General features: G+C 59.1%; 16 protein-coding genes. 2 read left to right on the top strand and 14 right to left on the bottom strand.

Annotated features, from left to right (window positions below):
* Positions 1 to 120: 120 nt before the first annotated feature.
* A complete protein-coding gene (gene urtA / locus TU86_RS11230) occupies positions 121 to 1386 on the bottom strand; it encodes an urea ABC transporter substrate-binding protein (RefSeq protein WP_048364389.1) in 1266 nt (421 codons plus the stop codon).
* Between the two features lie 296 nt (positions 1387 to 1682).
* Between urtA and TU86_RS11225 the strand changes: the two genes are divergently transcribed.
* The gene (locus tag TU86_RS11225) at positions 1683 to 5087 is read left to right on the top strand and encodes a hypothetical protein (RefSeq protein ID WP_048364388.1); all 3405 of its coding nucleotides are present in this window, start codon (positions 1683 to 1685) and stop codon (positions 5085 to 5087) included.
* 39 nt (positions 5088 to 5126) lie between these two features.
* Here the strand turns inward: TU86_RS11225 and TU86_RS11220 are convergent, their stop codons facing one another.
* From TU86_RS11220 to TU86_RS11155, 13 genes are all read right to left on the bottom strand, one after another.
* Positions 5127 to 6137 (bottom strand): FecCD family ABC transporter permease, encoded by a 1011-nt coding sequence (locus tag TU86_RS11220; protein WP_048364387.1) that lies wholly within the window; start codon positions 6135 to 6137, stop codon positions 5127 to 5129.
* Positions 6134 to 7084 carry an ABC transporter substrate-binding protein gene (locus tag TU86_RS11215; protein WP_048364386.1) on the bottom strand — a complete coding sequence of 317 codons (951 nt, stop codon included), beginning with the start codon at positions 7082 to 7084 and terminating at the stop codon, positions 6134 to 6136. Before TU86_RS11215 ends, TU86_RS11220 begins: the two co-directional genes overlap by 4 nt.
* On the bottom strand, positions 7081 to 7869 hold the full coding sequence (locus TU86_RS11210; protein WP_048364385.1) for an ABC transporter ATP-binding protein: 789 nt from the start codon (positions 7867 to 7869) through the stop codon (positions 7081 to 7083). Before TU86_RS11210 ends, TU86_RS11215 begins: the two co-directional genes overlap by 4 nt.
* Before the next feature lie 50 nt (positions 7870 to 7919).
* Positions 7920 to 10046 (bottom strand): TonB-dependent receptor, encoded by a 2127-nt coding sequence (locus TU86_RS11205; RefSeq protein ID WP_048364384.1) that lies wholly within the window; start codon positions 10044 to 10046, stop codon positions 7920 to 7922.
* Between the two features lie 166 nt (positions 10047 to 10212).
* Positions 10213 to 11589 carry a PepSY-associated TM helix domain-containing protein gene (locus TU86_RS11200; protein ID WP_048364383.1) on the bottom strand — a complete coding sequence of 459 codons (1377 nt, stop codon included), beginning with the start codon at positions 11587 to 11589 and terminating at the stop codon, positions 10213 to 10215.
* Positions 11590 to 11674: 85 nt separating this feature from the next.
* Positions 11675 to 13765, bottom strand: a complete 2091-nt coding sequence (locus tag TU86_RS11195; RefSeq protein WP_048364382.1) for a TonB-dependent copper receptor — start codon at positions 13763 to 13765, stop codon at positions 11675 to 11677.
* A gap of 100 nt (positions 13766 to 13865) precedes the next feature.
* On the bottom strand, positions 13866 to 14234 hold the full coding sequence (locus TU86_RS11190) for a DUF2946 domain-containing protein (RefSeq protein WP_048364381.1): 369 nt from the start codon (positions 14232 to 14234) through the stop codon (positions 13866 to 13868).
* Between the two features lie 48 nt (positions 14235 to 14282).
* Complete coding sequence (locus TU86_RS11185) at positions 14283 to 14777, bottom strand: copper chaperone PCu(A)C (RefSeq protein ID WP_048364380.1); 495 nt, start codon at positions 14775 to 14777, stop codon at positions 14283 to 14285.
* A gap of 47 nt (positions 14778 to 14824) precedes the next feature.
* Complete coding sequence (locus TU86_RS11180; protein WP_048364379.1) at positions 14825 to 15223, bottom strand: DUF2946 domain-containing protein; 399 nt, start codon at positions 15221 to 15223, stop codon at positions 14825 to 14827.
* A 107-nt stretch (positions 15224 to 15330) separates the two neighbouring features.
* Entirely contained in the window at positions 15331 to 15621 is a 291-nt protein-coding gene (locus tag TU86_RS11175; RefSeq protein WP_048364378.1) for an addiction module antidote protein, read from the bottom strand.
* Positions 15622 to 15974: 353 nt separating this feature from the next.
* Entirely contained in the window at positions 15975 to 16703 is a 729-nt protein-coding gene (locus TU86_RS11165; RefSeq protein ID WP_048364377.1) for a cobalt-precorrin-6A reductase, read from the bottom strand.
* Positions 16700 to 17797: a cobalt-precorrin-5B (C(1))-methyltransferase gene (locus TU86_RS11160; RefSeq protein WP_048364376.1), complete on the bottom strand. Its 1098-nt coding sequence runs from the start codon at positions 17795 to 17797 to the stop codon at positions 16700 to 16702. The genes TU86_RS11165 and TU86_RS11160 overlap by 4 nt, the downstream gene beginning before the upstream one ends.
* Positions 17790 to 19001 (bottom strand): bifunctional cobalt-precorrin-7 (C(5))-methyltransferase/cobalt-precorrin-6B (C(15))-methyltransferase, encoded by a 1212-nt coding sequence (locus TU86_RS11155; protein WP_048364375.1) that lies wholly within the window; start codon positions 18999 to 19001, stop codon positions 17790 to 17792. Before TU86_RS11155 ends, TU86_RS11160 begins: the two co-directional genes overlap by 8 nt.
* A 239-nt stretch (positions 19002 to 19240) precedes the next feature.
* Here TU86_RS11155 and TU86_RS11150 point away from each other — a divergent pair, with 239 nt between their 5' ends.
* Positions 19241 to 24496 carry a dermonecrotic toxin domain-containing protein gene (locus TU86_RS11150; protein ID WP_048364374.1) on the top strand — a complete coding sequence of 1752 codons (5256 nt, stop codon included), beginning with the start codon at positions 19241 to 19243 and terminating at the stop codon, positions 24494 to 24496.
* Positions 24497 to 24515 lie beyond the last annotated feature (19 nt).

Raw genomic sequence — 24515 nt, 5'->3', positions numbered from 1 at the left:
GCTTCAGGGCGCTGACCCTCACCCTGGCCCTTTCCCAGAGGGAGAGGGGACTAAACGCCACACATCAGCTCCTCGCCCTCCGGCAGAGGGGGGAGAGGGGGGAGAGGGGCTTTTAAGTGACTAGTTGCTCTTCACCGCGTAATCCGGTTTTTTGTCGTTGCCCGTAATGTAGGGGCTCCACGGCTGTGCGCGGATCGGGCCTTCGGTTTGCCACACCACACTGAACTGACCGTCTGGCTGGATCTCACCAATCATTACCGGCTTGTGCAGGTGATGGTTGGTCTTGTCCATGGTCAGGGTGTAACCCGAGGGTGCCGCGAAGGTCTGGCCGGCCAGGGCTTCGCGCACTTTATCCACATCGGTGGACTTGGCTTTCTCAGCCGCCTGCGCCCACATATGAATGCCCACGTAGGTGGCTTCCATCGGGTCGTTGGTCACGGCCTTGTCCGCGCCCGGCAGGTTTTTGGCCTTGGCATAGGCTTTCCAGTCGGCGACGAATTTTTGATTGACCGGGTTCTCAACCGACTCGAAGTAGTTCCACGCGGCCAGGTTGCCCACCAACGGTTTGGTGTCGATGCCGCGCAGTTCTTCTTCACCCACCGAGAACGCAATCACCGGCACGTCGGTGGCCTTGATGCCCTGGTTGGCCAACTCTTTGTAGAACGGCACGTTGGAGTCGCCATTGACGGTGGAGATCACAGCGGTTTTACCGCCCGCCGAGAATTTTTTGATGTTGGACACGATGGTCTGGTAATCGCTATGCCCGAACGGGGTGTAGACCTCTTCGATGTCCTTGTCGGCCACGCCTTTGGCGTGCAGGAATGCGCGCAGAATTTTGTTGGTGGTGCGCGGGTAGACGTAGTCGGTGCCCAGCAGCACAAAGCGCTTGGCACTGCCGCCGTCTTCGCTCATCAGGTACTCAACCGCCGGAATCGCTTGCTGGTTGGGCGCAGCGCCGGTGTAGAACACGTTGGGCGACATTTCTTCGCCCTCGTATTGCACCGGGTAGAACAGCAAGCCATTGAGTTCTTCAAACACCGGCAACACGGACTTGCGTGACACCGAGGTCCAGCAGCCGAACACCACCGCGACTTTGTCCTGAGTCAGCAACTGGCGGCCTTTTTCCGCGAACAGCGGCCAGTTGGACGCTGGGTCGACCACCACCGCTTCGAGCATTTTGCCGTTGACCCCGCCTTTGGCGTTGATCTCGTCGAGGGTCATCAGGGCCATGTCTTTGAGTGATGTTTCAGAGATCGCCATGGTCCCGGACAACGAATGCAGAATGCCCACCTTGATGGTCTCGGCGGCGTGCACCGTCCAGGTCAGGCCCAGGGCGGCAATGGAGGCCGACAAGGTGAACGCTTTGATCAGGCTGCGACGCTTCATGGTGCGATCTCCAGGAACTCGAGGTTCATCAGGGATGGATTCGAACGATGAGCAAGCTTTTGCAAAGGCTGTGCCGGGATTGAAACAGCGCTCAAGACCGGGGCTTTGCGCAAAGAAGGGGCGCATCGGTGCACCCGTTTGGCGCCCGAGGGGAGGTGCAGTGCGCTGGCGTGCGCTGCCTTGGTGCTTGTGGGCCGGGGCCGCTAACTAACTACCACCTGCGCACTCCTTGCGAAGCGAAGTATGAGCGTGACCGCGCACATGCCGGTCACGACTCAATAAAGGAGTTTTTAGCGATGGAACCCGTCTATGACATTGCGCAGGTGCTTTACCCGCGCAATACCCAGGGCCGTCTGCCGACCTTGAGCCCGCCTTTTTTGACCCCCGATGATGCCGCGCGGTTTGCCCATCAATTGATAGGTGACAAGCGTGAGGTGGAGTACGCCGGGGTGATTTTAAGAAATGCCCAAGGCCGCTACCTGGCCTCGCGCCCGGTGGAGATGGCAGGCGAGAGTTTTAGCCCGACTCAATTTATTTCAGTGGATGACAAAGGTCAGCTCAAACAACCTCAAGGCTTCAGGTGTTACGGCTTTTATTACTCCAGGTCGCATCAACTTGGCGGGGGAGAAACGGTGCCCGCCAAAGTGTCCAGGGAGCAAGTGATCACGCTGGCCAACTTTTTTTTACCGGCCAATATTCACAGCCTGTTGGGTATGGGCCGCTTTGCGGATGTGCATTACTTGTCCGGTTTCAATGGCTCGCTGCTCAAGGCTCAAGCGCGGCCCACAGACGATGCTAAAGAGCTCTTCGCTTTTCTGTCGCAGGTCGAGGAAGACGATCAGCCGAACGGATTGCAGGGCTTCTTCCAGCAAGTGGTTGACACGTTGCAGGTTGACGTCATTGAGTCCACTGAGGTGTGGAGCGGGCAAACGGGCAGGCTATCACCGGGGTTCTTTTCTTTGCCTTTGCGCGCCCTTGACACGGATGATGTGATTATTCAACGGCCAGCGTATGGCCCGGTGCTGGCCAGTGAGCAATTGGCTCTTGAATATGCGCTATCGCTTAGCGCAAAAACGTCGAGTCAGCATTACTGTTTTATTCTCAAAAACAGCACGCGTGATGAATTTGTGGTTTCGCAACCGGTGACCGAAGCGCTGGACTTTGCGCTGGTACGGGCGTTTACCCTTGACAGTGAACGGCGCCCACAATTGCCTGCAAACTTTACGATTGTGGCCTTGTATGGCTGTGATTCTGAATACCGCGATCCCGCCCATTTACCGCATGAGCAGGTGTCGTTGTTTAAAAACTTCTTGCACCCCGAAGCACTGGAAAAGGCCCTCTCGCTGGCACAAGGGCTGGGCCCTGCGGATCAGATTGATGCGTTGCCTCTTTATATTGCGACCCGTGACGGCGCGCTGTTGAAGTACATCTCCAAGTCTCATCCGGTGGAGAACATGCAGTTTGCAAAATTGCCACAGAGTCAAGGCGGTGGCTTGAAACTGCTTCACAACGTGTTGTCGGGCGCCGAGAAGTTCGATGTATTGGTCCATGCGTTGGCCTATGCAGGTCAGTTGGAGGTGTTACGCCGCAGCGATGTGTGGGGCCGGGAAGGGCGAGTGTCGTACGCCTGGAAGCCGTTTGAAGGCTTTATGCGACGCACGCTCAGCCCGGTTTTTGTGGATATGGACGATGCCGCGCGATACGCCCATGAACAGATCGACCGACGGGTGGACTTCACCTACGGAGGGCTGGTCCTCAAGCGCGAAGACAATCTCTTTGTCGTGACAGAGCCGCTGGCTGTCAACACTGAAACCTTTGATCCCCAAATGGTTTTTCCACCGGAGTTGGCGGCATATATTCCTTATGGGTGCCTGATCGTCGCGGTGTATCACACGCACCGCGTTCGCCCTCTTCAACTTTGGCGCACGGCCAATGAGGAGCGTGTGAATCGCAACATGTTCGGGGCGCATGAACTGCGCGCGGCCATCCTCGATCGTCGCGGGCGGGTGAGTTATTTTTCAGCGCAAGACGGCGCACTGCTCAAGTACGCATCGACTGGCTCTGATAGTGAGAAAAAACTACTTGCGCGGCTTTCACCGCCAGAGGCGCACCCCGAACAGGTGCGCAACAATCAGACGCAGAACAAGCTGCGTGCCAACACACTGACCCCGACTCAATACGTAGCGCAGGTGGCCCGTGCAGGTGGGTTGAGTGTCGTGGTGAGCAGCCCGTTATGGGGCGCTCGTGGCCCGGTGACGCCGACCTGGAAACCCGCCCGGCCACCTGTCGTGATGAGCCGCCTCAGTTTGCAACCTGCGTACGGCCCGCTTTTTTCGCAGGCTCAAGACGCCATGCGCTACGTTCATGCGCGGATGGGCGCGCGTGCAACGTCTCAGTTCGGGGTGATTCTCAAGCGCGAGCACAGTGAGCAGTATCTCGTCACAGAGCCACTGCCCGCACGCAGTGCACTGTTGGGGCAGATTTTCCCTCGCCCTTTTGGCTCGACAGACTATAGCTTTGCGGCCGGCTTCATCCTTAACGCTGTCTATATGGCCACGCCAAAAACCCCCGTGGCTCTGGCAACAGACGACGTCTTTGCCGACTTCATAGCCCCTTCTGACCTGATAGACCTTGCAGTGCTGTCGAGCATGGCCCGCGACCACTCACCCTGGCGCAGCGATTATCCACAGATGTTTATCTCCACCCGCAATGGCGCTCTGCTGAGTTACCGCACTGAAAACCTCAACACCTTGTTGGTACTGGACAGCGCGTCGGGGCCTCACACGCCCGTGCAGGTGTTGTTGAACAATCACACGCTTCGATCCCCTGATTACATCCGTAAAGTAGCGTCCGGTGGGCATATGGACGTCCTCTTAACCAACAACGTGTGGGCTGCACCGGGCCGTGTGACGAGTGCATGGCAGCCCTACGCACCGGCTGCCGCCCTCAGCAATGAACCCGCGCCGAATGTACCGGCGCTTGGCCCGATGTTTAGCCACGTTGACGATGCGGCACTTTATAGCCACCGGAAAATGGTCTTGCCGCACGCCCAAAAAATTGTGGGGGCCGTGTTTTATTCATCGGCAGATACCCTTTATGTGCCCCTCGAACCTCAGATCAATGGTGTGCCCGCAAACGCTCAGGACCGCATTTTTTTAAATGCCTTGTTTGAGCGGTCTTCGGGTTCCGCACGTCCGCTCCCCCGATTGCCGTCCGGGTATGGGCCGATCGCGGTTCACAATGCGCACCCACCGATCAAACCGAGTATTGCCAGGCCGCAGCAGCGCAACTGGGTCGACCACATGTTTTGGCCGATGGACATTTGCTATGTGGTCAAGAACCTGGAGCGGCTGGAGTTCTCAGTGAATCTCGCGTTCTTGTCAGGCAATGACGGCGCACTGTTGAAATACGTACGACGTCCCGGTCAGGCTGAAAACGATTTATGCCAGTCGGTCGTGGGCTATGACTATTGGGAAAACCAGTACCAGGATCAGGACTGGGTTGATAAAGGCCTCGAAACAAAAAGTCAGTACATCGCCAAGTTGCTCAAGGCAGGCGAGCTGGTGGTTGTCAGCCCCGGTACAAATTGGGCGCAAGTGGGGTGGGTAACGGCTAACTGGCAAGCCACGGAGCCTGCCAAGGTCAAGCCTGAGTTACCGTGGGTGCGTTCGCCTGCGCTTATCAACAAAGATGAGTTGTAAGACAGGGCAGGCAGAGTCGCTGGCGGTGAGTACGAGGGGTTAGCGTTTGCGCATTAACCCGATAAAAAACAACCCGCCAATCGCCGCCGTGGCCACGCCAATCGGTAAATCTTCGGGAGCGATCAGGGTGCGTGCAGCCACATCGACCCACACCAGAAACACGCTGCCCAGCAACGCTGAAACAGGCAATAACCGCCGGTGCTCGGCGCCCACCAAGCGGCGGGCAATGTGCGGGATCATCAGCCCGACAAAGCCGATTGAACCGCTGATGGCCACCAGTACACCGGTCATCAACGAGGCGATCAAAAACACCTTGAGCCGCACATTGCGCGCATTCAGTCCCAGGGTGACAGCGGTTTGCTCGCCCGCCATCAACGCGTTGAGCGGGCGGGCCATGCCCAGCAGTAAAATCAGCCCCAGCAGCACGCTGGCGCTGGGGATGGCCAGCAGCTCCCAGCGCGCCAACCCCAGGCCGCCGAGCATCCAGAACAACACGGCGGAGCTGGCGCGATGATCGCCTAAAAACAGCAAGGTATTGGCCACGGCCATCATCACAAACGACACAGCAACCCCGCATAACAACAGGCGGTCGCTGTCTAATCGGCCGTGACGGCTGGCGATGGCCAGCACCAGCACCATGCTCAACAGTGCGCCGATAAAGGCGGCGATGGGCAAGGTCAGCAGGCCGACGATTTCGCCCACGTGCAGCACCACAATCACCGCGCCCAACGTGGCGCCACTGGTCACGCCCAGCAGGTGTGGATCGGCCAGCGGGTTACGCGTCACGGCTTGCAGCACGGCACCGATCAACGCCAGTCCGGCGCCGACCAAGGCACCGAGCAGCATGCGCGGCACACGGATCAGCCACACGATATGTTCCTGCCCCGCGCTCCAGCTCACCTCACCGATGCCCAACAGCTTGTGCAGCACGATGTGCCAGACCACGTCCACGGGCACCCGCGCCGGGCCAAAGCCCAGCGACACCACGCATGACACCAGCAGCAGTGCGCCAAGGCTCAGCAGTAACAGCGCGTAGCGGCGAGACATCATTGAGGATGAAAGCCTTTGGCGAGCGTTTCGATGGCCAGCACGTTGTCGATGCCCGGCGTGGCTTGCACGTAAGGGATGACGATAAAGCGTTGGTTGCGAACGGCATCGACCGATTGCAGCGCAGGGTTGGTCTGGAGGAAGTGCTGTTTTTGCTCGGCGCTGACTTCGCTGTAATCGACGATCACGATCACCTCGGGATTGCGCTCGACCACGGTCTCCCAGTTGATGCGGGTCCAGCTGGCGTCAATATCGCTCAGGATGTCGTTGCCGCCTGCGGCTTCGATCAAGGCATGGGGGATACCCAGTTTGCCCGAGGTCATGGCGCGGTCTTCGCCACTGTCATACAAAAACACACGCGGCTTTGTAGCTGGCAGGGTCTTTTGCACCTCGGCGATTGTCTGCTGCATGCGTGCAATCAGGGCGTTGGCGCGGTCTTGTACATCGAAAATTTTGCCGAGGTTGCGCAGGTCGTTATAGGTGTCCTCCATGCTCGCGGGTGGGCGTTTCATCACAAACGCACACGACTCGGTCAGCTCGTAAACGTTGATGCCCAGTGGGGTCAGGGTTTGCGGGGTGAGATCGCCGCCTACGCGCATGCCGTAGTCCCAACCGGCGAAGAAGAAATCAACGTTGGCGTTGAGCAGGGTCTCGACTGACGGGTACTTGCTTGCCAGCTCCGGCAGCCCGTCGAGGATCACGTTCATCTGCGGCGTCACGGCCTTCCAGCCACTGATGCCGCTGTAGCCGACCATGTGCGGTTTGAGGCCCAGAGCGAGCATCATTTGCGTCATGTTGATGTCGTGGCTGACCGCGTGTTTGGGCGCCTCGTTGAAGGTCACGTCGCGGTTGCAGCTTTTGATCGTCAGCGGGTAGTGGGTGGCGTCGGCCTGGGCCAGTTGGGCACCGAACAACACGCTTAAGCATAGAGCGAGGCGGATCAGGTTCATGGTTGGGTTATCCAGGTGATGCGCGGGTAGCCGGACAGCGGATGGTCGTCGATCAGCGCGTCGACGCCAAACACCTCGCGCAACAGCTCCACGGTCAGTACTTCGCGGGGCGTGCCGCTGGCGATGATGTTGCCGTGGTTGATGACATACAGGCGGTCGCAAAAGGCGGCGGCCAGGTTGAGGTCGTGGATGCTGGCCAGGGTGGCGATGTTCAGCCGTTTGACCAGTTGCAACAACGCCAGTTGATAGCGCGGGTCGAGGTGATTGGTTGGCTCGTCGAGGACCAACAGGTCGGGTTGCTGGGTCAGGGCGCGGGCCAGGATCACGCGTTGTTTTTCCCCGCCGGACAAGGTGGCGAAGGCGTGGTCTTCGAAGCCGTGCAGGCCTACCGATTCGAGGGCGTTTTTCGCCAGTTGGCGATCGGCCTCGGTGTCGCCGTCGAACAAGCCTTTGTGCGGGGTACGGCCCATCGCGACCACTTCGTCGACGGTCAGGCCAAAAGCATCGGGGAATTCTTGCAACACCACGGCGATGCGTTGTGCGCACCAGCGGGGCGACTGTTGCCACAGGTTGTGCTGTTCGAGATGCACGCTGCCGGATTCAGGCTTGCTGAAGCGATAGGCGCAGCGCAGCAGGCTGGTTTTGCCGCTGCCGTTAGGCCCGATCAACCCCACGAACTCCCCTGCGGCCACGTGCAGGCTGGCATCACGCAGGTGGAACTGGTGATGGCAATGGCCGTGGCCCAAAGGCGACCAGGCGAGCTGAGTGAGGGTGAGACGGGTCATAAAGCATCCGGGGCTTGAGTTAACGCTGATCAGTGCAGGAACTGGTGTGCTTAAAAGGCGTAATCGGCAGTCACAAAGAACGAGCGCGGCTCGCCCATGATCCATTGTTGGCCGCCATTGTATTGGCTTACGGCGTATTGGCGGTTGAACAAATTGTTCAGTCGCACGCCCAGAGTCGTTTTAGGCAAGGCTTTCCAGCTCACGGTGGCGTCAACCACGGTGTAGCTCGGTAGCTCGACGTTGTTGGCGGTGTCGGCATAGCGCGAATCGACATAACGCACACCTGCGCCGGCGCGCACGTCGTCGGTGATGGCGTTGCTCAGCCACAGGTTGGCGGTACGGCGCGGCACGTCGGTGGGGCGGTTGCCTTTGCGCGACACGCCGTCGTCGTTGAAGGTGTCGTACTCGGCGCGCACGATCGACGCGTTGGCTTGCAGTGCCCAACGGTTGGGCAGTTGCAGGTCAAGGCTGGCTTCCAGGCCATTAGAGGACTGCTCGCCCACTTGCAGGGTGCGAGTCGCGTTGTTGGGGTCGGTGGTCAGCAAGTCCTTTTTGACGATGTGGTACGCCGCCAAGGTCCACTCCCCACGCTGGTTCCAGAACATCTGTTTGAAGCCGATTTCAGTTTGACGCGCATGGGCCAGATCAAAGTTTTGCTGACCTGCGTCCAGGCTGATCAACCCGCCGACGCCATCGACGCTGGTGGCTTGTTGTGCGTAGATCGACATGTCCGGGGTCAGTTCGTACACCAGGCCGACTTTCCAGCTGTTGGCTGACAGGCTGCGGTCACTGCGCGTGGTGTCGCCGTTTGCGGCAAAGTCGTCGCGGTCCAGGTGCACGATGTCACGGCGCACACCGGTGACCAGCGACAGTTGATCGGTCAGCTCAGTGCGGTTTTCGGCGAACAGCGACACCTGTTGCGTGGTGGTGGTGAACTGGTCGCGGTAGGGCGACGCGCTTTGGAATTCGCCGCGATCCGGGTGGTACAGATCAACGGGCTGCCCGTCTGAATCAACATCGTGATACGGCGAGTTGCTGTGCAGGCTGAAGTGGATGCGGTTGTAGTCCATGCCCACCAGGCTTCTGCTTTTAAGCCCGAACAGATCATGGTTGAGGGTGAACGTCTGACGGTCACCGATCTGTTCCTGATCATGCTTGATGCTGAAGTAGCCGCTGCGCAATAACGTTTGACGGTCTTGATCCCAACCGTGGTTCTCGGCGTTCTGCCAACGGCGCTGGGCCTTGAGGTAATACAGGTCGTTGCTGGCGCTCAGGTTGTCGCTGATCTGCCATTCGCTGTTGAGACGTGTCCACTGGTCGTTGTAGTGCAGCTTGGCGTCACGCACGTTGTAGTTCTTGTCACGCAGGCTCTTGTGATAACGGCCATTGATCAACGGCACGCCGAAGTCGTTTTGCGGCTCCTGATCGCCGTAGTCGTGGCTCAGGGTGAACGCCAGGTCATCGGTGGCCTGCCAGCGCAGGGCGGCGCTGATGAAGGTTTTTTGCGAATCACCGTGGTCGATCCAGCCGTTGCTCTGGAGGTGGTTGATGTTCAAGCGATAGCTCAGGGTGTCGGTCAGCGAACCGCCGCTGTCCAGCGCCTGTTGCCGAGTGTCGTAGGAGCCGTAACCGATGCGCACCTGGTTTTCGATGTCGCCGCTGAAGGGCTTTTTCGGGATCACGTTGATCACGGCGCCAGTCGCACCTTCGCCATACAACACCGAGGCCGGGCCGCGCAGCACGTCGATGCGCTCTACCGACCAGTCGTCCACCGGGAAGGTCACGGTGCCCGCACCGCTGTACATGCGCACGCCGTCGTAAAGCTGCATGACCGAGCCTTCGCCGACGAAGCCTCGGGCCGCATACGCCGAACCGCCGTTGCCGGGCGATCCGGTAAAACTGATGCCGGTCGTGCGGGTCACGGCGTCCTGCACACTGCGGTCCCCGCGTGCGCGAATCTGCTCGCCGGTCAAGTTTTCAACGCTGGCGGGGGTTTGGAGGCTGTTGAGGCTCAGGCGCGAACCGGCGCTGGTGGCGGTTTTGAGGTCAATGTGTTCGGCATCGACTTCAGGCGCGGTAATGGCGGCGGCGGGTAGCATCAGCGACGGCGCAGTGTCATCCGCGTGCGCGTGGTTGATCGCCAACAGGCAAAGGCTGGAAAGCAGGTACTTATTCATCGGGGCGGTCAGTCGCTTTTTTCTGGGGGTATGCCCGCTGCCTCCTGGCGGCGGGTGATGGAGCTTAAATAAAGCCGTTATAAAGTAACAGCTCTTTTCGGGCGTTTTATCAGGGCGCCATTATCCCCAAGTCTCTAGACGGGATCTCTCGAAGTATTCACGTTGCCTATGAGTGGCGCTCATGTTGCTGTTTTGAACGAATAATCAGCAGCAAGCGGTCCACGGCCCAGACTGCAAGCAATGAGGCGCCCACCAGCGGGAAGAGGACAGCGAGGAGCAGCATGATCGCTACGCCGGTCTTCCAGGTTGGCAGTGCGTGACGCAGCGGCGGTATGCCTAAACGCCCCTGTGGACGGCGTTTCCACCAGATCACCAGGCCGCTGATCGAGCTGAGCAGAATCATCAGGCACACCAGCAAAATGGCGATTTGATTCAGCGACCCAAAGAGTTTGCCTTCATGCAGCATCACGCCCATTTCCGTGGCGCGTGCGACGTTGCTGTAATGCTGCCAGCGCACGTCGGCCAGCACCTCGCCCGTGTATTGATCGACATGCAGCGTGGCGTCGTTGCGCGGGTCATCGGCAAAGACGGCGACGGTGAAAACCCCTTCAGCGGTGGTCGGCAGGGTGATGCTGTAACCGGGTTCGACGTTGCGCCTGTTCGCGGTGTCGACCACTTGTTGCAGGGTCACGCGCGGTGCGGCGGGGCCGCTGGCGTGAGCAGTGTGGCCACTGTGTTCGGCGTGGGCGCCCGAAAGCGGCATGGGCGTGTTTTCCATGGCCCACGGCACGGTTTGGCGGGTGGCGGTATTAAGGTTGCGCGCTTGCAAGTCCGATTGAGGGACGTTGTTCCACATCGCGGCCGGGAACTGGTTCCACAGGTCGGCATATTGCTTGCCCCAAAAACCGGTCCAGGTCATGCCGCTGATCAACATGAACAGCAGCAAGGCGGCGCCCCAAAAACCTGTTACCGCGTGCAGGTCGCGCCAGAGCACGCGTCCGCGCCGGCTCAAGCGAGGCCATAACACCCCGGCCGCTGATTGCCCGCGCGGCCACCATAAATACAGGCCGGAAATCACCAGCACCACGCCCCAGCCAGCGGCCAGCTCCACCAGCCGGTCGCCGAGGGTGCCGATCATCAACTCGCCATGCAGCGCGCGGGCCACGGCTTGCAGGTTGAGCTTGGCATCTTGCTCGCCCAGTATTTCGCCGCTGTAGGGGTTGATGAACACATTGAGCTCGCGGCCAGCGTTATGAATAACGAACTGGCCGCTGCGTTGCGGGTTGAGCGCTGGCAGGTACTGGCTGATGTGGCCCTGTGGATAAGTGGTTTGGACGCGTTGCAGTTGTTGGTCGGCGCTGAGGCGGTGATGGCCCGGGCTGACGTTGATCAGGTGGTCGTAGAGCAGCGGGTCGAGCTGGGGCTTGAACAGGTAAATAATCCCGGTCAGGGCCAGCAGGATCATGAAGGGGGCGACAAACAGCCCGGCGTAGAAATGCCATCGCCAGGCCAGGTTGTAGAAAGACGGTGTGGGTTGGCTCATGTGAGCGGCTCCGCAAGTTAGCGCGTGTTGTGATTGAAGCCCTCTCCCTGAGGGAGAGGGTTGGGGTCAGAAGGTCACAGGGCTATCAAAAGCTCACATCAATCTTGGTCCACAACGTGCGGCCGGGTTCGTTGATCGGGGTCGGGTCGCTGGCCGGGTAGCCATAGCCCGCGTTGCCTGCCATGTTCAAGTGCTCGCTGTAGTTTTTATCCAGCAGGTTGTCGACCCCGGCGCTGACCTTGAGGTTTTTGTTGAGGCGGTAGGCGCCGTTGAGCGAGAACACACCAAAGCCCGCGCTTTTGTCGTAGTCCTTGCCCACCACGTTGCCAGCGTTGCGATCAATACGGTCCTGGCGCGCGACCACACGCCACAAGGCACCGGCACTCCAGTCGTCCTCGCTGTAGGTCAGACCGAGGCGGGTATCGAGCGGCGGCATTTGTGGCAATGCCTTGCCATCACTGGTGTTTTTACCCCAGGCATAGGCCAGGGTCGCGTCGGCTTTCCAGTGGGACGTCAGCTGGTACGCGGCCCCCAGCTCGCCGCCCATCACGCGCGCGTTGATGTTCTGTGCCTGTGACGAGCCCTTGGCGTAGTCAAACAGGATGTAGTCGCGAATCTCTCCGGCATACACCGAGGCCCACGCCTCCACTTTCTCAGTCTTGTATTGCAGGCCCATGTCGAGCTGGGTGGTTTTTTCGGGCTTGATCGCATCAAACGCGTTCACCGAACCCGCGGGGCCTGAGGTCGGTGAAAACAGCTCCCAATAGTCCGGGAAGCGCTGGGTGTGGCCCACGCCTGCGTAAACGGTGGTGGGGCTGTCGGCCAGGTCGTGCTCATAGCGCACGAAGCCGCTGGGCAGAGTATCGGCGCGGGTTTTATCCAGCGTCGGATTGGGCTTGCTCATCATTCCCGAGCCAATGCGGGCACGAAAGTCCTTGGCTGAGGCACGGTCTATGCGGGCACCCGCAATCACGCGGTCGCGGTCAGCGGCGTACCAGGTCAGTTCGCCAAAGGCGCCATAGTTGTGGAAGTCAGCGTCTTTGCTCCAGTTCTGATCCTTGTAGGTGTTGATGCCCATGCCCATGCGTTTACGGTGTTCGTTGGTTTGCGCGTCGAGGCCGCTGATCAACTGGTAGTCGGCCCAGCGCCAAGTGGCCTTGATCCGTGCACCGAGGGTGCGGCGGTCGACGTTGGACGCCATCGGCCCCGCCATCATGCCGGTACCCGACGGGGTGCGCAGGGTGTAGTTGTCCATCACGTGGTCGGCGTAGTTGTAGTAAACCTGCGCTTCGATCTTGTCGAGCACCTCGCCGATGTTGGACTTTTCAAAGCGCAGGCCCAGGCTTTCGCGCTTGTATTGGCTGCCGTCCATGCCGCGTCCTGCCGAACGCGCTTCGCCATCGCCCTTGCCTGCGGTGAGTTCCAGCAGCGTGTCGGCGTCGGGGGTCCAGCCCAGGGCGATGTCGCCATTCCATTTGTCATAGCGCGAGGGCACGGTGTCGCCATTGCCGTCTTTGTAATCGTCAGAGTGTGCGGTGTTGCCGATCACCCTGACATAGCCCAGCGGGCCACCGGCGGCGGCGTCGATGGTTTTGTCAAAGCGGCCGTTGGAGCCGGCCAGCACGCTGGCATTGACCCGTGTGCCCAGTTCGCCAAAGTGCTCTGGTTCACGTTCAAACAGGATCGTGCCTGCCGAGGCACCCGGTCCCCAGAGCACGGTTTGCGGGCCTTTAATGACCGTCAGTTTGTCGTAGGTTTCCGGCGAGATGTAGGAGGTGGGTGCATCCATGCGACCGGGGCAGGCACCGAGCATCATGCCGCCGTTGGTGAGGATGTTGAGCCGTGAGCCGAACATGCCGCGCAACACCGGGTCACCGTTGGTGCCGCCGTTGCGGATCAGGGCGAAGCCGGGAATGGTCTTCAGGTAATCGCCGCCGTCACTGGCGGGCACCGGCTGGCGCGGGTCTTTGGGGTTGGTGACGATGGTCAGCGGCGAGCTGGGAGCTACCGCGGTGACCACGGTCGGGCTGAGTTCACGCACGTGTGTGGCGTGTGCATCTACCGGCTCAGCAGCCAGCGCCGCGGGTGCAAACACTGCGCAACACAGGGCGCTGAGGGCGAAAGGAAACACCGTTTGGGCGTGAGGCAAACGGGAGGCAGCAGTAAAACGGGACATAAGCATTCCAATATTCAAGCGAATACAACTCGGCCACCTACCTGCGGCTGTCTACAGCAGCGCATACAGGGGGGCTCGGGGGTTGATGTGGTGTCGTTGCTTAAAGGAATACAGGCGGGGCGCGGGAGCGAGCGCCGGGGAACACCGGTTGGCGGGCATGCCCTAGCCGCGGGTTGGACGCCAGGTACGTTTTGGGGGCTGGCGCATCGAACAGGACCAGATCAACGGCACCGGGCAGTGCGGGGCAACTGAACAGCAGCGTGCAATAGCCGCACTTTTCCCAGAGCGCGTGATGGTCCTCGGGCGGTTGCTGAGGCTCTGCGTGTTCGCTGTGCGCAGCCATGCGCATGTCCATCGGCATGGGCATGGAGGCGTGATGATCCATCGGCATCGCTTGGGAAATCAGCGGGCCGATGAAGATCATCAACATGGCAAACAGGCTCAGCCAACTGCCGCGAATCTGCGACATGGGCGGCCTGGCGCGAGACGCGCGCACCGGGTTTAAAAACCTTGGCCGTTAGTGGGCGTGCAGGTGTTCCATGCTGGCGGCTGGGGGTTGTTTTTGCACATTCACGTCCACGTGCACCGCACCTGCCTTTTCAAAGTTCAGGGTCAGCGGGAAGTGTTTACCGTCCTGCAGCAGGCTGCGGTCTTTGAGGTTGAACAGCATCACGTGATAGGCCATTGGCGCGAACGTGAGAGTGCCGCCTGCCGGGATATCAACCGTGGGCACATGCTGCATTTTCATCAGGTCGCCCTGCATGACGTGTTCATGAATCTCGGCTTTTTCGGCAATTGGCGTCTCGGCACTCAGCAAACGGTCAGCGCTGTTGCCGGTGTTTTTGATGACGAAATACGCCGCCACAGTGGGCGCATTCGGTGGTAGCTCTTGTGACCACGGGTGAGCAATTTGCAGTGCGCCGACTTTATATTCGTGGGCGTTGGCAAAGCAGGCAGGCAATAACACAGCCGCCGCAATCAGGGCGTGCTTGACCAGTGACAGGTTCAACATGGCAGTTCTCCGGAACGATTCAAACGCAAAGGGGTTGCGAGGCTGAATCAGACCAGAGGCGAGGCGCGGGGGTTGAGGCTCGGCCATTGCTGGCGCGGGGTGGGGCGCTTCAGGTGGTCGGCGATCAGGCTGTGGCCATGCTCGATGGCGGCGAAATACAGCGTGGGGATATGCGCCGGCAAGGCGACTAACGGCGCCGAGCCTGAGCAGCACCAGCAGTGCTGCATCGTCGAGTGATCGTCTTTTTGGCTGTCGCCAGCGTCAACTTTGCCTAACGACACGGCCACCATCTGGGTGCCGGTAGAAGTGCAAAAGCTGCTCCACATGAACTGTTCGGTGGGGGCTGAGGTGGCATCAGTCATCGCGCCTGCCATCGACATGGCGAGCATGTTGAATAGCACTGCAAAGCAGGCGATCCAGGCAAATGCAAAGCGTTGTCGTGACATGACGGGTTCCGTGAGTTACGCGACCAAGGCGGCTATTTAGCCTGAATGGTGAGCGTAAGTAAAAAGAGCGCGTGCGGCGAAGTGTCGCTAGATACCGTGGCGCAGCCTCAGGCTGCGCTCGCGTGCAGTTTGAGTCCCAGTGCTTTCATGACTTTGATGACAGTCGCGAACTGCGGATTGCCACTGCTGCCGAGTGCTTTGTAGAGGCTCTCGCGGCCCAGCCCTGTGTCCCGTGATAGCTGGCTCATGCCTTGAGCGCGAGCGATATCGTTAAGTGCAGCGCGAATCAGACTGCCGTCACCTGGGTCTTGCTCGAAGCATGCATTGAGATAGGCCGCCATTTCTTCAGGGCTTTTCAAGTAACCAACGGTATCGAAACGGGTAAGTTGCTCGGTCATGGTTCAGCCCTCATTACCCAACATATGTGCCCTGTTTTTTGCGCGTTTTATCTCGCGCGCCTGAGTGGTTTTATCTCCCCCCATAAGCAGCAGGTCAACCATTGCTCCTTTGCGGGTGTAGTAGACCCTTTAACCAGGCCCGCACTGGATACGCATGTCGTAAACGCGTTCGCCCACAGGCTTGCAGTCAGCGAAATGGCCTAATCCTGCGGCTCGGATGCGAGCCAGAATACGTGCTTGCCCAACCTTGTCTTTTAACGCGCTTAGCCATTTTGAGCATTCATGGGTGTGTTCGAAATTTATCATGTGGCGAATCGTATCCCCAGGGATACACCCAGGCATCAATTACACATTCAAAAATATTTTTTCTGTTTCAATGCCTCCAGCACATCCCCCACCGTCCAAAATTCCCGGTCTACCTTCGCCAGTGCCGGGCGCTTGAGTATCAACACGGGCACCCCACGCTCACGGGCGATTTGCAATTTGGGTTCGGTGGCGCTGCTGCCGCTGTTCTTGCTGATCAGTACGTCGATGTGGCGCTGCTCAAACAGCAACCGTTCGTCCTCAATCCTGAACGGACCGCGTGCGCCGATGACTTCACAGCGCTCATTGCCGGGATACGGGTCCAGCGCGCGCAAGGTCCAGAACTGATCGGTTGGAATCTCATGCAGGTGCGCCAGCGGTTCTTTGCCCAAGGTAAACAGCGGTCGTTTGAACGGTGTGAGGGCGGCCACCAGTTCGGCCCAGTCGGCAACTTCACGCCAGTCATCAGCGGCCTGGGCCTGCCAGGCCGGGCGGCGCAAGGCCCAGCACGCAATGGCGCAGCAGCGGGCCGCCTCGGCCGCGTTGTGGCTGATTTGCGCGGCATACGGGTGGGTCGCATCCAGCAGCAGGTCGATGCGTTGCTCGCGAATGTACTGTGCCAATCCTTCTGCGCCGCCATACCCCCCGACCCGCACTTGGCAGTGCAAGTCAGTGGGTACGCGGCCCATACCCGCCAGGCTGTAAACGTGTTGCGGCCCCAGCGTGCGGGCAATGGCCAGTGCTTCGGTGACCCCGCCGAGTAATAAAATGCGCGTCATGTAAAGGCTCCGGCGTGGCCAACGATGACCCCTTGACGGTCGATGGCGAAGACTTCGACTTGCACCTGCGCAGGCACCACGCTGCGTGCAAAATTGAGTGCGTGCTGGCACACAGCGTCTCCGAGCGCGATGCCCGCCGCGCTGGCCATGGCCAAGGCTTGCTGGCTGGTATTGGCCGCACGGATGGCGGCTTGCAACTCAGCGTCGGCGCCAATGGCGGCGGCCCATTGCGCCAACTGCGCCAAGTCGATACTGGAATGGCGGCTGTGCAAATCCATGTGGCCGGCGGCCAGTTTGCTGATTTTGCCGAAGCCGCCGCACAGGCTCAACTTATCCACAGGGACTTTGCGCAGGTGCTTGAGCACCGCCCCCACAAAGTCGCCCATTTCGATCAGGGCGATTTCCGGCAAGTGGTACACGCGGCGCATGGTGTCTTCGCTGGCATTGCCGGTGCAGGCGGCAATGTGCAGATAGCCATTGGTTTTGGCCACGTCGATGCCTTGATGGATTGAGGCGATGTAGGCCGCACAGGAGAATGGGCGCACGATGCCGCTGGTGCCCAAAATCGACAGCCCGCCCAGAATCCCCAACCGCGGATTCATGGTTTTGAGCGCCAGCGATTCACCATCGCGCACGTTGACCGTGACTTCAAACCCGCCGCCGTAACCGTGCTCTGCGGCCAATTGCAGCAAGTGATCGCTGATCATCTTGCGCGGCACCGGGTTGATCGCAGGCTCGCCTACAGCCAGCACCAGGCCGGGGCGCGTCACGGTGCCAACGCCCTGACCGGCGACAAACGAGATACCCGCCTGCGGTAGCAGGCGCACACGCGAATACAACAGCGCCCCATGGGTCACATCTGGGTCGTCGCCTGCGTCCTTGAGGGTTCCGGCTTCGGCACCCTGCGCGTGAAGGCGGCAGAATTCCAGGCGCATGGTCACGACTTTGCCCTTGGGCAGGGTGATTTCAACCGCGTCATGGCTTATGCCACTCAGCAGCAGGCGGGCGGCGGCCAGGCTGGTCGCCGTCGCGCAGCTACCAGTGGTCAGACCGCTGCGCAGCGGTGCGGGTTGTTCGGCGGTTTCGTCACGCATCAAGGGCTTTGGTCACGTCTAAAAGGGTTATCGGCAGTGCTTGGCGCCAGGTGTCGAAGTCGCCTAAGGGCTGCGCCTGGGCGATATGAATGCGCGTCAGCTCACCGCCATGTTGTTCGCGCCAGCTCATCAGCAACAGTTCACTTTGCAGGGTTACGGCATTGGCCACTAGCCGCCCGCCGGGCTTGAGCTGCTGCCAACAGGTGTCGAGCACGCCTTCACGGGTCACGCCGCCGCCGATAAAAATGGCGTCCGGTCGCTCCAGCCCGTCGAGCGCCTGCGGGGCTTTGCCGCGAATTAATTGCAGGCCGGGCACGCCCAGCGCGTCGCGGTTGTGTTCGATCAGCGATTGGCGGCCGCTGTCCGCCTCAATGGCCACGGTGCGACAGCTGGGGTAGCAGCGCATCCATTCGATGCCGATGGAACCGCTGCCCGCGCCCACGTCCCACAGCAGTTGACCGGGTAAGGGTGCGAGGCGGGCGAGGGTGATAGCGCGCACATCGCGTTTGGTCAGTTGGCCGTCATGCTTGAAAGCGCTGTCGGGTAGGCCGCCGATACGCGACAGCGGTTGTGCGCTGGCATCGGCCACACAGTCGATTGCCAGCACATTCAGATCGGCGAGGGGCGGGTTATCCCAGTCGGCGGCGCACGCCTGGACGCGTCGTTCGGTCGGGCCGCCCAGATGTTCAAGCACGCACAGGCGGCTAGGCCCAAAGCCTTGCTCGCGCAACAGCGCCGCGATGGCGGCGGGGCTGCTGGCGTCATTGCTCAATACCAGCAGGCGTACACCACTGTGCAAGTGGGCATTGAGGGCGGCGAGGGGACGCGCCACCACCGATAACGTGATCACATCCTGTAAGGCCCAGCCCAAGCGTGCGGCGGCCAATGAAAACGAAGAAGGTGACGGCAATATTTGCATTTCATCGCCGGGAACGGTGCGCGCCAGGCTGGCGCCCACGCCGAACAGCATGGGATCGCCACTGGCCAGCACACAGACCGGCTTGCCACGAAGCGCCAGCACGGGCGTGAGTGAAAAGGGGCTTGGCCAGCGTTGGCGTTCGGCACGCATACACACAGGCAGCAGATCCAGCTGACGCTGGCTGCCCATCACTGTGCTTGCGCTCAACAGCGCTCGCCGGGCGTTTTTGCCCAGACCGCTGAAGCCGTCTTCACCGATTCCCACAACTGTTAGCCAGGGCGCCATGCCAATCCTCATGTTCAAGATCAATCTGTCTGCTCGCCGTACCGATCAAAGGCCGGGCGATAAGGGCCACATGATACGCGGCTTGACGCGGAGCTGCCCTTGCGTGTGGTCGCTCAGCGTGCAGACGGGGGTGTACCGATATGCACATGCTTACAAAAGCGCGCCTGATGCACTAACTATGTAACGCATGCCTGATCACGCAGGTGGGTAGCGTCTGAGTTCTTTTTCAGGAATACCCCATGAACCTGACAGGACATTCTTTTTATGCTTCGCAGTCCCTGCAAGACACCTTTCGCAGCGGGCTTGCGGCCGCTGAGTCATCAGGTGCCATTACTGCACTTGAGGGCGCGTGGTTAAAACAGGTGCTTGAGGATGACACCGGGCTTTGGGCCAATAGCCTGTTTGTATCCCGACATCAGTCCCGACCTGCGCTGTTGGCTGGCGCTTACATGCTCCGACACAATGCTTGCCCGGATGAATATGTGTTTTTACTGACAGTACTGGGCGGGTTAGAGCGATACGTCAATGTCGATGCTTTGCGTCATGGGCTTGAACAGGCACTGGATGATCCGGTCAAGCGCGTTGAGTGGCTGCATGTGGTCCCGGTAGATGTTCGGCCGGCGTTGGCGCAACCCGGTCAGATCCAGTTACTGACTCAACCCTTGTCATTGTCGATCAAGGCTCACGCCAGCCAGAGCATGGCTGGCTTAGTGCAACAAAGTCAGGAGGACACACTCGCGTCACTGGTCGCTGTCCCGTCCTTGCGTTCTTTGCTGGATGCCCAACTGAAGGTGCAGCTGGAGCGAGCGTTTGCGGGGCAATCGTTAGACGCTCATAGCATTCGGGTTCACAGCACCCGGCGGGGAGCTCATTCTTCTGTGCCCAGTGAAACAGTGACCAGCCTGAGCAGTGTCGCCCTGGATTTTTTCGTCAAGGGCCAGCTGGCGGCGGATGAGAATCACAGATTCTCTGGCCCGTTTATTCAGCATGTCCAGGATGACGATGACACGTTGCTGACCCGATTTACCGGCGTATTACGGGCTGCAACCGAGCAACTGCCCATGCAGATGAATGAGGCTTTGGCAGATTATTGGCGCGAAGCGCAGGCACCTAAACCCACCGCGCACGCTTATTGTGTCGCCCGGTTAAGGGATATTTTTTTTCAGCACGCCGTGCAGGCACATCATGCCGGGGAAATAAGCGCCGAACAGTTCCTGGATTTGAAGCAGCTGGCGTCCGGTGCAAGTGGTCCCCGTAAGATCCAGGCGATCCGGTTACGGGTGTTCCAAGTGGACGGGGCCGAGGTGTTGCTCTGTGCACTGTTGGGGATTTTTGTTCCGGGCCAAACCTCGGAGGTGTTTTTGTTCAGCGCATCGACGGGTTTGACAAAGCTGTCCTCTCGCGCCCGGCTCAAGGCGTATGTGCTAAATCCACTCAGGGACCCTTCGGCATACGAGTCCATTGCACATCACGCCCCCCTGGATCAGCAGGCGTTGTTGGCGGGTATGTCTGCGCCGCGTCTGAGCGTCGAAAATATCGAAGGTGATGTGTTCGACCAATGCATGCTGGATATTCGCCTCAAACAAGCTCGCGACTTTGGCTACTTGTTGCACCAATATCAGGTTCAAACTCAAGTGCTGGCGGCGTTGGACCATGCGCTTGATATTCGAGGCCTGATCGACCCCGCATTTTTGCGGCGCAATACCCAAGGCCGCTGGGACAGTCGTTTTGTGCCCAATACCAATGGGTTAAGGCTGTCGTGCAACGACAATGGCGGCCTGGCAGACTTGCTCAGCCTCAAGCTGCCAATAGTGCAAGCGCAGCGCGATGCACTGCTGCGACACTGGCCAACACCTCGTTCAGCTGCCCGACAGCAGTTGTTGGAACCCTTGATGCGAGCAGGGCACGCTGGACTGGATATTACCCATACTGTGGTCCAGATTTTCGACAGGCCCCCACAGGCCCCGGGTGCAGTGGTGCATCGTGCGAGTTCGCTGGTTGATGCATTTTTAGAGCATTTTACGGGGCGCCATGCTTTTCCCCTTGATCCTGCGCACATTCAGGTCGGGGTGACATCGAAGGTCAGTGACGAAGTAAAGCCGCTAAAAAAATTCGGCGGGACCAAGTTGCTGACGGTGCTGGACCAGGCGGTAAAGAATTTTGCCCCGCATTATCAGCAACAGCTAACGGCATTCTTTTTTGCCCGGCGCAACCCGCTGGCAGATGACTCTCTGGCGAGTCGGTTGGCGATGTTAAGGATGGTGATGCTACGTGCTGAAGTACGCCTCAACTATCTGGACAACAGTCTGAGTTTGACTGACCAGGCAATTGTCAAAACCGTTCTGGGTTATCCGGTGAGTACTGCCCGACCTGCTCTCAAGCATTTCGTGCCCGATGTTTATCGCTTCTCGTTGGCACTGGGAGGCATGCTAAACGCAGTGGCCGTGGCCAATTGTTTTCTGGTCACCGAGCGTGGAGGGTTGGAGTCGATCCATGCGGGTCGCGCGATTATCTGGACGCCGCTCCTGGGTTTTGAGGGGTTCGAATCTCTGGACGTTTGTCGCGCCGGGCTTGAGGCGCGTTGGCTGGACAAGACCTTGCGCGGGGGGCTGCTGAACCATGTGAGCTGCGCGGAACAACCGTTGGTCGAGGCGTATTTGGACCGGCAGCAAGACGGACACCCCGCAGAGCGTGAGCCGTGGCTTTATTTTGACCGGATCGAATCTGACTTTGTGCGCGATAGCCAAAACCTGGCCATTGGCAAAATGCTTAAAGACGCCGATTACCTGTGCCTGCGCGCGCACGAGGCAAAGATGAGTGCGCAAGCGTTTGAGAATATGGCGCTAAGTCAGCTGGTTGAGGGGCGTGCCGGGGTCACATTTGGTTATGCGCAAGCCTTGGCAGATGCACAAGTGTTCAAGGCTTCGCTGCCTGACTGGCTGAAAAATGCCTCGGCAGATGAGCAACTGCAATACGCCAACCTGCTTCAACGCTATCAATATGTTGTGCAGGGAAAAGGCTACTACCTGCGAGACATTCCTGACATCAACGACTATTCAAGAACACACCTCAAGGCGCGCCTGCTCGTAGACTTCCCCAGCCTTGTGCTTGACCCCGATGCTATTGAGGTGGTGGTTGATACTTACGATGCGGCGCCGGTTCTTGTTGGCAGTACACCGTCTTTTTTACCGGCGGCCACCTCTCGTGAAGTCCAGACCCTCACACAGTTTGCGCTCAACGGTTTTTATCGACTGGTGGGCGGGGCGATTTTTTTACGCTCAAGCAATGGAGCCGCGTTACCGGTAGCGCTGGACGCCGGCTACCTCAAGCGTATGGTCAGAAAATTGGACATAGGGGGGGCGTACCAACAGGTGTTGAAAACCCGGTTGGCCCCAGGGCATGAAGGGGTCGCTTTGCGCCAGCATCAGTTTGCCGAACAGCTCGTTTTGCAAACATTGGAGCAAGGGCTGCAAGGAAAGCTCAGTGGCAGGCTCAGCGAGACCGCTTATCGTTATCTGGAGCATGTGCTGAGCCGCCCAGACGGAACAGCGCGCGAGGCGCTCACGGATGTTGCGGTCATCATTAAACCCCTGGAGCTCATAGCGGATACCGGGCTAGAGCCGGACCCGGCAACCGGTATTTACATGATTGGCCCGTTGGGCGCTCAAACCGGGCCGTGCCTGCTGTGGGTGATGTACAGCCAGCGTTTTTCGTTGACCGAATATGCCAGCGAAACGGCTGTGTTGGCTGATATACACAGCAGTGCCGCGTTGCAAACCCTGTTGTTGCAGCGTCTGCCCGCCAGTGAGCACAAAACTTACGCCAACGGTGGTTTTGTCGAGCCACACTTACCGCGCTATATCGATTCAACGGTGTTGGGTGACCTGTCAACACCGGCACCTGTCACGCTGGCCAGTCGGCCCATCGCGGGGAATCTGTTTCTACAGCTCTACAGCGACAACTACCATTTACTGTTGGCGATGGCGGCCTTGCAGTCCAAAACCACTGCCGAGAAAGACTGGGAGTCGTTTAAGTATTTGCTTACGTTGGTGGTCAGCACCGCAATCATGTTCGTGCCTGGCAAATTGAGTATTCCATTCGTTGTTTGGCAAGGTGTTGGCTTGGCGCGTGAAGGGGTCGCGTCCTTTAAAAAAGGTGACTGGGTCTTATCGGTTGAGCAGTTTGCACTCGCCTTGGTGATGTTGGCCTCAAGCCGGCGCACGCTTCATCCTGGCCTTGAAAACAGCACCGTGACCTTAAAACCGGCGCAGCGCAGGTTGCCCTCTGAGACACAGACCACGCGTGAAAAACAGCAAGCGGCGCTTACGCCTTTCCAGGCCAATGACATTGCTCTGAGAGACCTGAATAAGGACCTCGACAGCCAGATCTACAGCGATCCGCGATCGGGCCTTAAATATGTGCACTGGCGAGGGCAAGTGTTTCGCATTTACCCGTGGCGCCAGCGGTGGCGCATTTATATGGGTGAGCACCGTGAAGGGCCATTGATCAAACTCAACACTCAACAGGTCTGGGAGGTAGATGCAGACGAGTTTCTGTTCGGGGGCGCCGTACTTTCGCGGCTGGACGGCTATACCAACCTGGCGGTAAATGCGCTGAGTTATGAAATCCGAGCCATTGGCATGGAAAGTATTGAGCGGCGCTACCCCCACAAGGCACTTGCCATCCGCGAGGCTCATTCAATGGCGATCGGTTATTTGCAACGCAGCAGGCGTGCGTTGCAAACGTTGCATGGGCCAGACGCAGAGGCTGTACAAAATCGTCAATGGATCTCCCGTTTCTTTGATGTAGGCAGTGTCGATCAAGCCCTGGAAGATCAGCTCAGTCGCGCTTTCGACGACATGCTTGCGCGTTTTATGCACCCCGAAATGTCGCCACACACGTCCAATAAGTACGTGGTGTGCCGGTCTCGATTCGGTTCGCATTCCTCAGCCTTTGTCAACCGATTGGATGGAGCCAAGCGTGTGTACTTGACCGAGGAGTTTTTCAGCCCGGTGTTTGAGCAGCCGTATCTGTTGAGCCATCCCTACCTGAAACAAACAGTTCCCCCCTTTCCGGTCAGCCGCCAGTTGCAGGCATCATTTCTGCTGCACGAAATAACGCATCAGGTATTGGGTACTGAAGACATTCATTATTTGAATGCGGGCTTTCCCTATCTGGACTTGTTCGACACGAGCGAGCCTCTTGGGCGTGAGTTGAAAGATATGACCGAAACCTTCCAGCAATGCCACACCCCCCAATTACCCCTCGAACATATTTTTCAAAAGCTTGATCCCGACACGATGGGGTGGTCGGACATACCGTCAGGACCTGCCAAGGCGAAGGTCAAAAGTATTGCCGGTGTGAACACGCTGGAAGAAGCGCGGCAGGTTTTCAAACATGATCCTGCCAAACGCGTCGACTTAATGCTGGCCAATGCCGATACAGTCGTTTTGCTGTTATTGCGTTTGGGGCGTAATTACCCCGTATCCGCGTAACGTCGGGGTAGCCCCTGTC

This window comes from Pseudomonas weihenstephanensis, assembly GCF_001043055.1.
GTDB lineage: Bacteria > Pseudomonadota > Gammaproteobacteria > Pseudomonadales > Pseudomonadaceae > Aquipseudomonas > Aquipseudomonas weihenstephanensis.
This window is presented reverse-complemented; position numbering and strand designations above follow the sequence as displayed.

Bases quoted from the DNA above. Each gene is read 5' to 3' on its own strand.
- urtA (WP_048364389.1), bottom strand. From the start codon at position 1,386: ATGAAGCGTCGCAGCCTGATCAAAGCGTTCACCTTGTCGGCCTCCATT.
- TU86_RS11225 (WP_048364388.1), top strand. From the start codon at position 1,683: ATGGAACCCGTCTATGACATTGCGCAGGTGCTTTACCCGCGCAATACC.
- TU86_RS11220 (WP_048364387.1), bottom strand. From the start codon at position 6,137: ATGATGTCTCGCCGCTACGCGCTGTTACTGCTGAGCCTTGGCGCACTG.
- TU86_RS11215 (WP_048364386.1), bottom strand. From the start codon at position 7,084: ATGAACCTGATCCGCCTCGCTCTATGCTTAAGCGTGTTGTTCGGTGCC.
- TU86_RS11210 (WP_048364385.1), bottom strand. From the start codon at position 7,869: ATGACCCGTCTCACCCTCACTCAGCTCGCCTGGTCGCCTTTGGGCCAC.
- TU86_RS11205 (WP_048364384.1), bottom strand. From the start codon at position 10,046: ATGAATAAGTACCTGCTTTCCAGCCTTTGCCTGTTGGCGATCAACCAC.
- TU86_RS11200 (WP_048364383.1), bottom strand. From the start codon at position 11,589: ATGAGCCAACCCACACCGTCTTTCTACAACCTGGCCTGGCGATGGCAT.
- TU86_RS11195 (WP_048364382.1), bottom strand. From the start codon at position 13,765: ATGTCCCGTTTTACTGCTGCCTCCCGTTTGCCTCACGCCCAAACGGTG.
- TU86_RS11190 (WP_048364381.1), bottom strand. From the start codon at position 14,234: ATGTCGCAGATTCGCGGCAGTTGGCTGAGCCTGTTTGCCATGTTGATG.
- TU86_RS11185 (WP_048364380.1), bottom strand. From the start codon at position 14,777: ATGTTGAACCTGTCACTGGTCAAGCACGCCCTGATTGCGGCGGCTGTG.
- TU86_RS11180 (WP_048364379.1), bottom strand. From the start codon at position 15,223: ATGTCACGACAACGCTTTGCATTTGCCTGGATCGCCTGCTTTGCAGTG.
- TU86_RS11175 (WP_048364378.1), bottom strand. From the start codon at position 15,621: ATGACCGAGCAACTTACCCGTTTCGATACCGTTGGTTACTTGAAAAGC.
- TU86_RS11165 (WP_048364377.1), bottom strand. From the start codon at position 16,703: ATGACGCGCATTTTATTACTCGGCGGGGTCACCGAAGCACTGGCCATT.
- TU86_RS11160 (WP_048364376.1), bottom strand. From the start codon at position 17,797: ATGCGTGACGAAACCGCCGAACAACCCGCACCGCTGCGCAGCGGTCTG.
- TU86_RS11155 (WP_048364375.1), bottom strand. From the start codon at position 19,001: ATGGCGCCCTGGCTAACAGTTGTGGGAATCGGTGAAGACGGCTTCAGC.
- TU86_RS11150 (WP_048364374.1), top strand. From the start codon at position 19,241: ATGAACCTGACAGGACATTCTTTTTATGCTTCGCAGTCCCTGCAAGAC.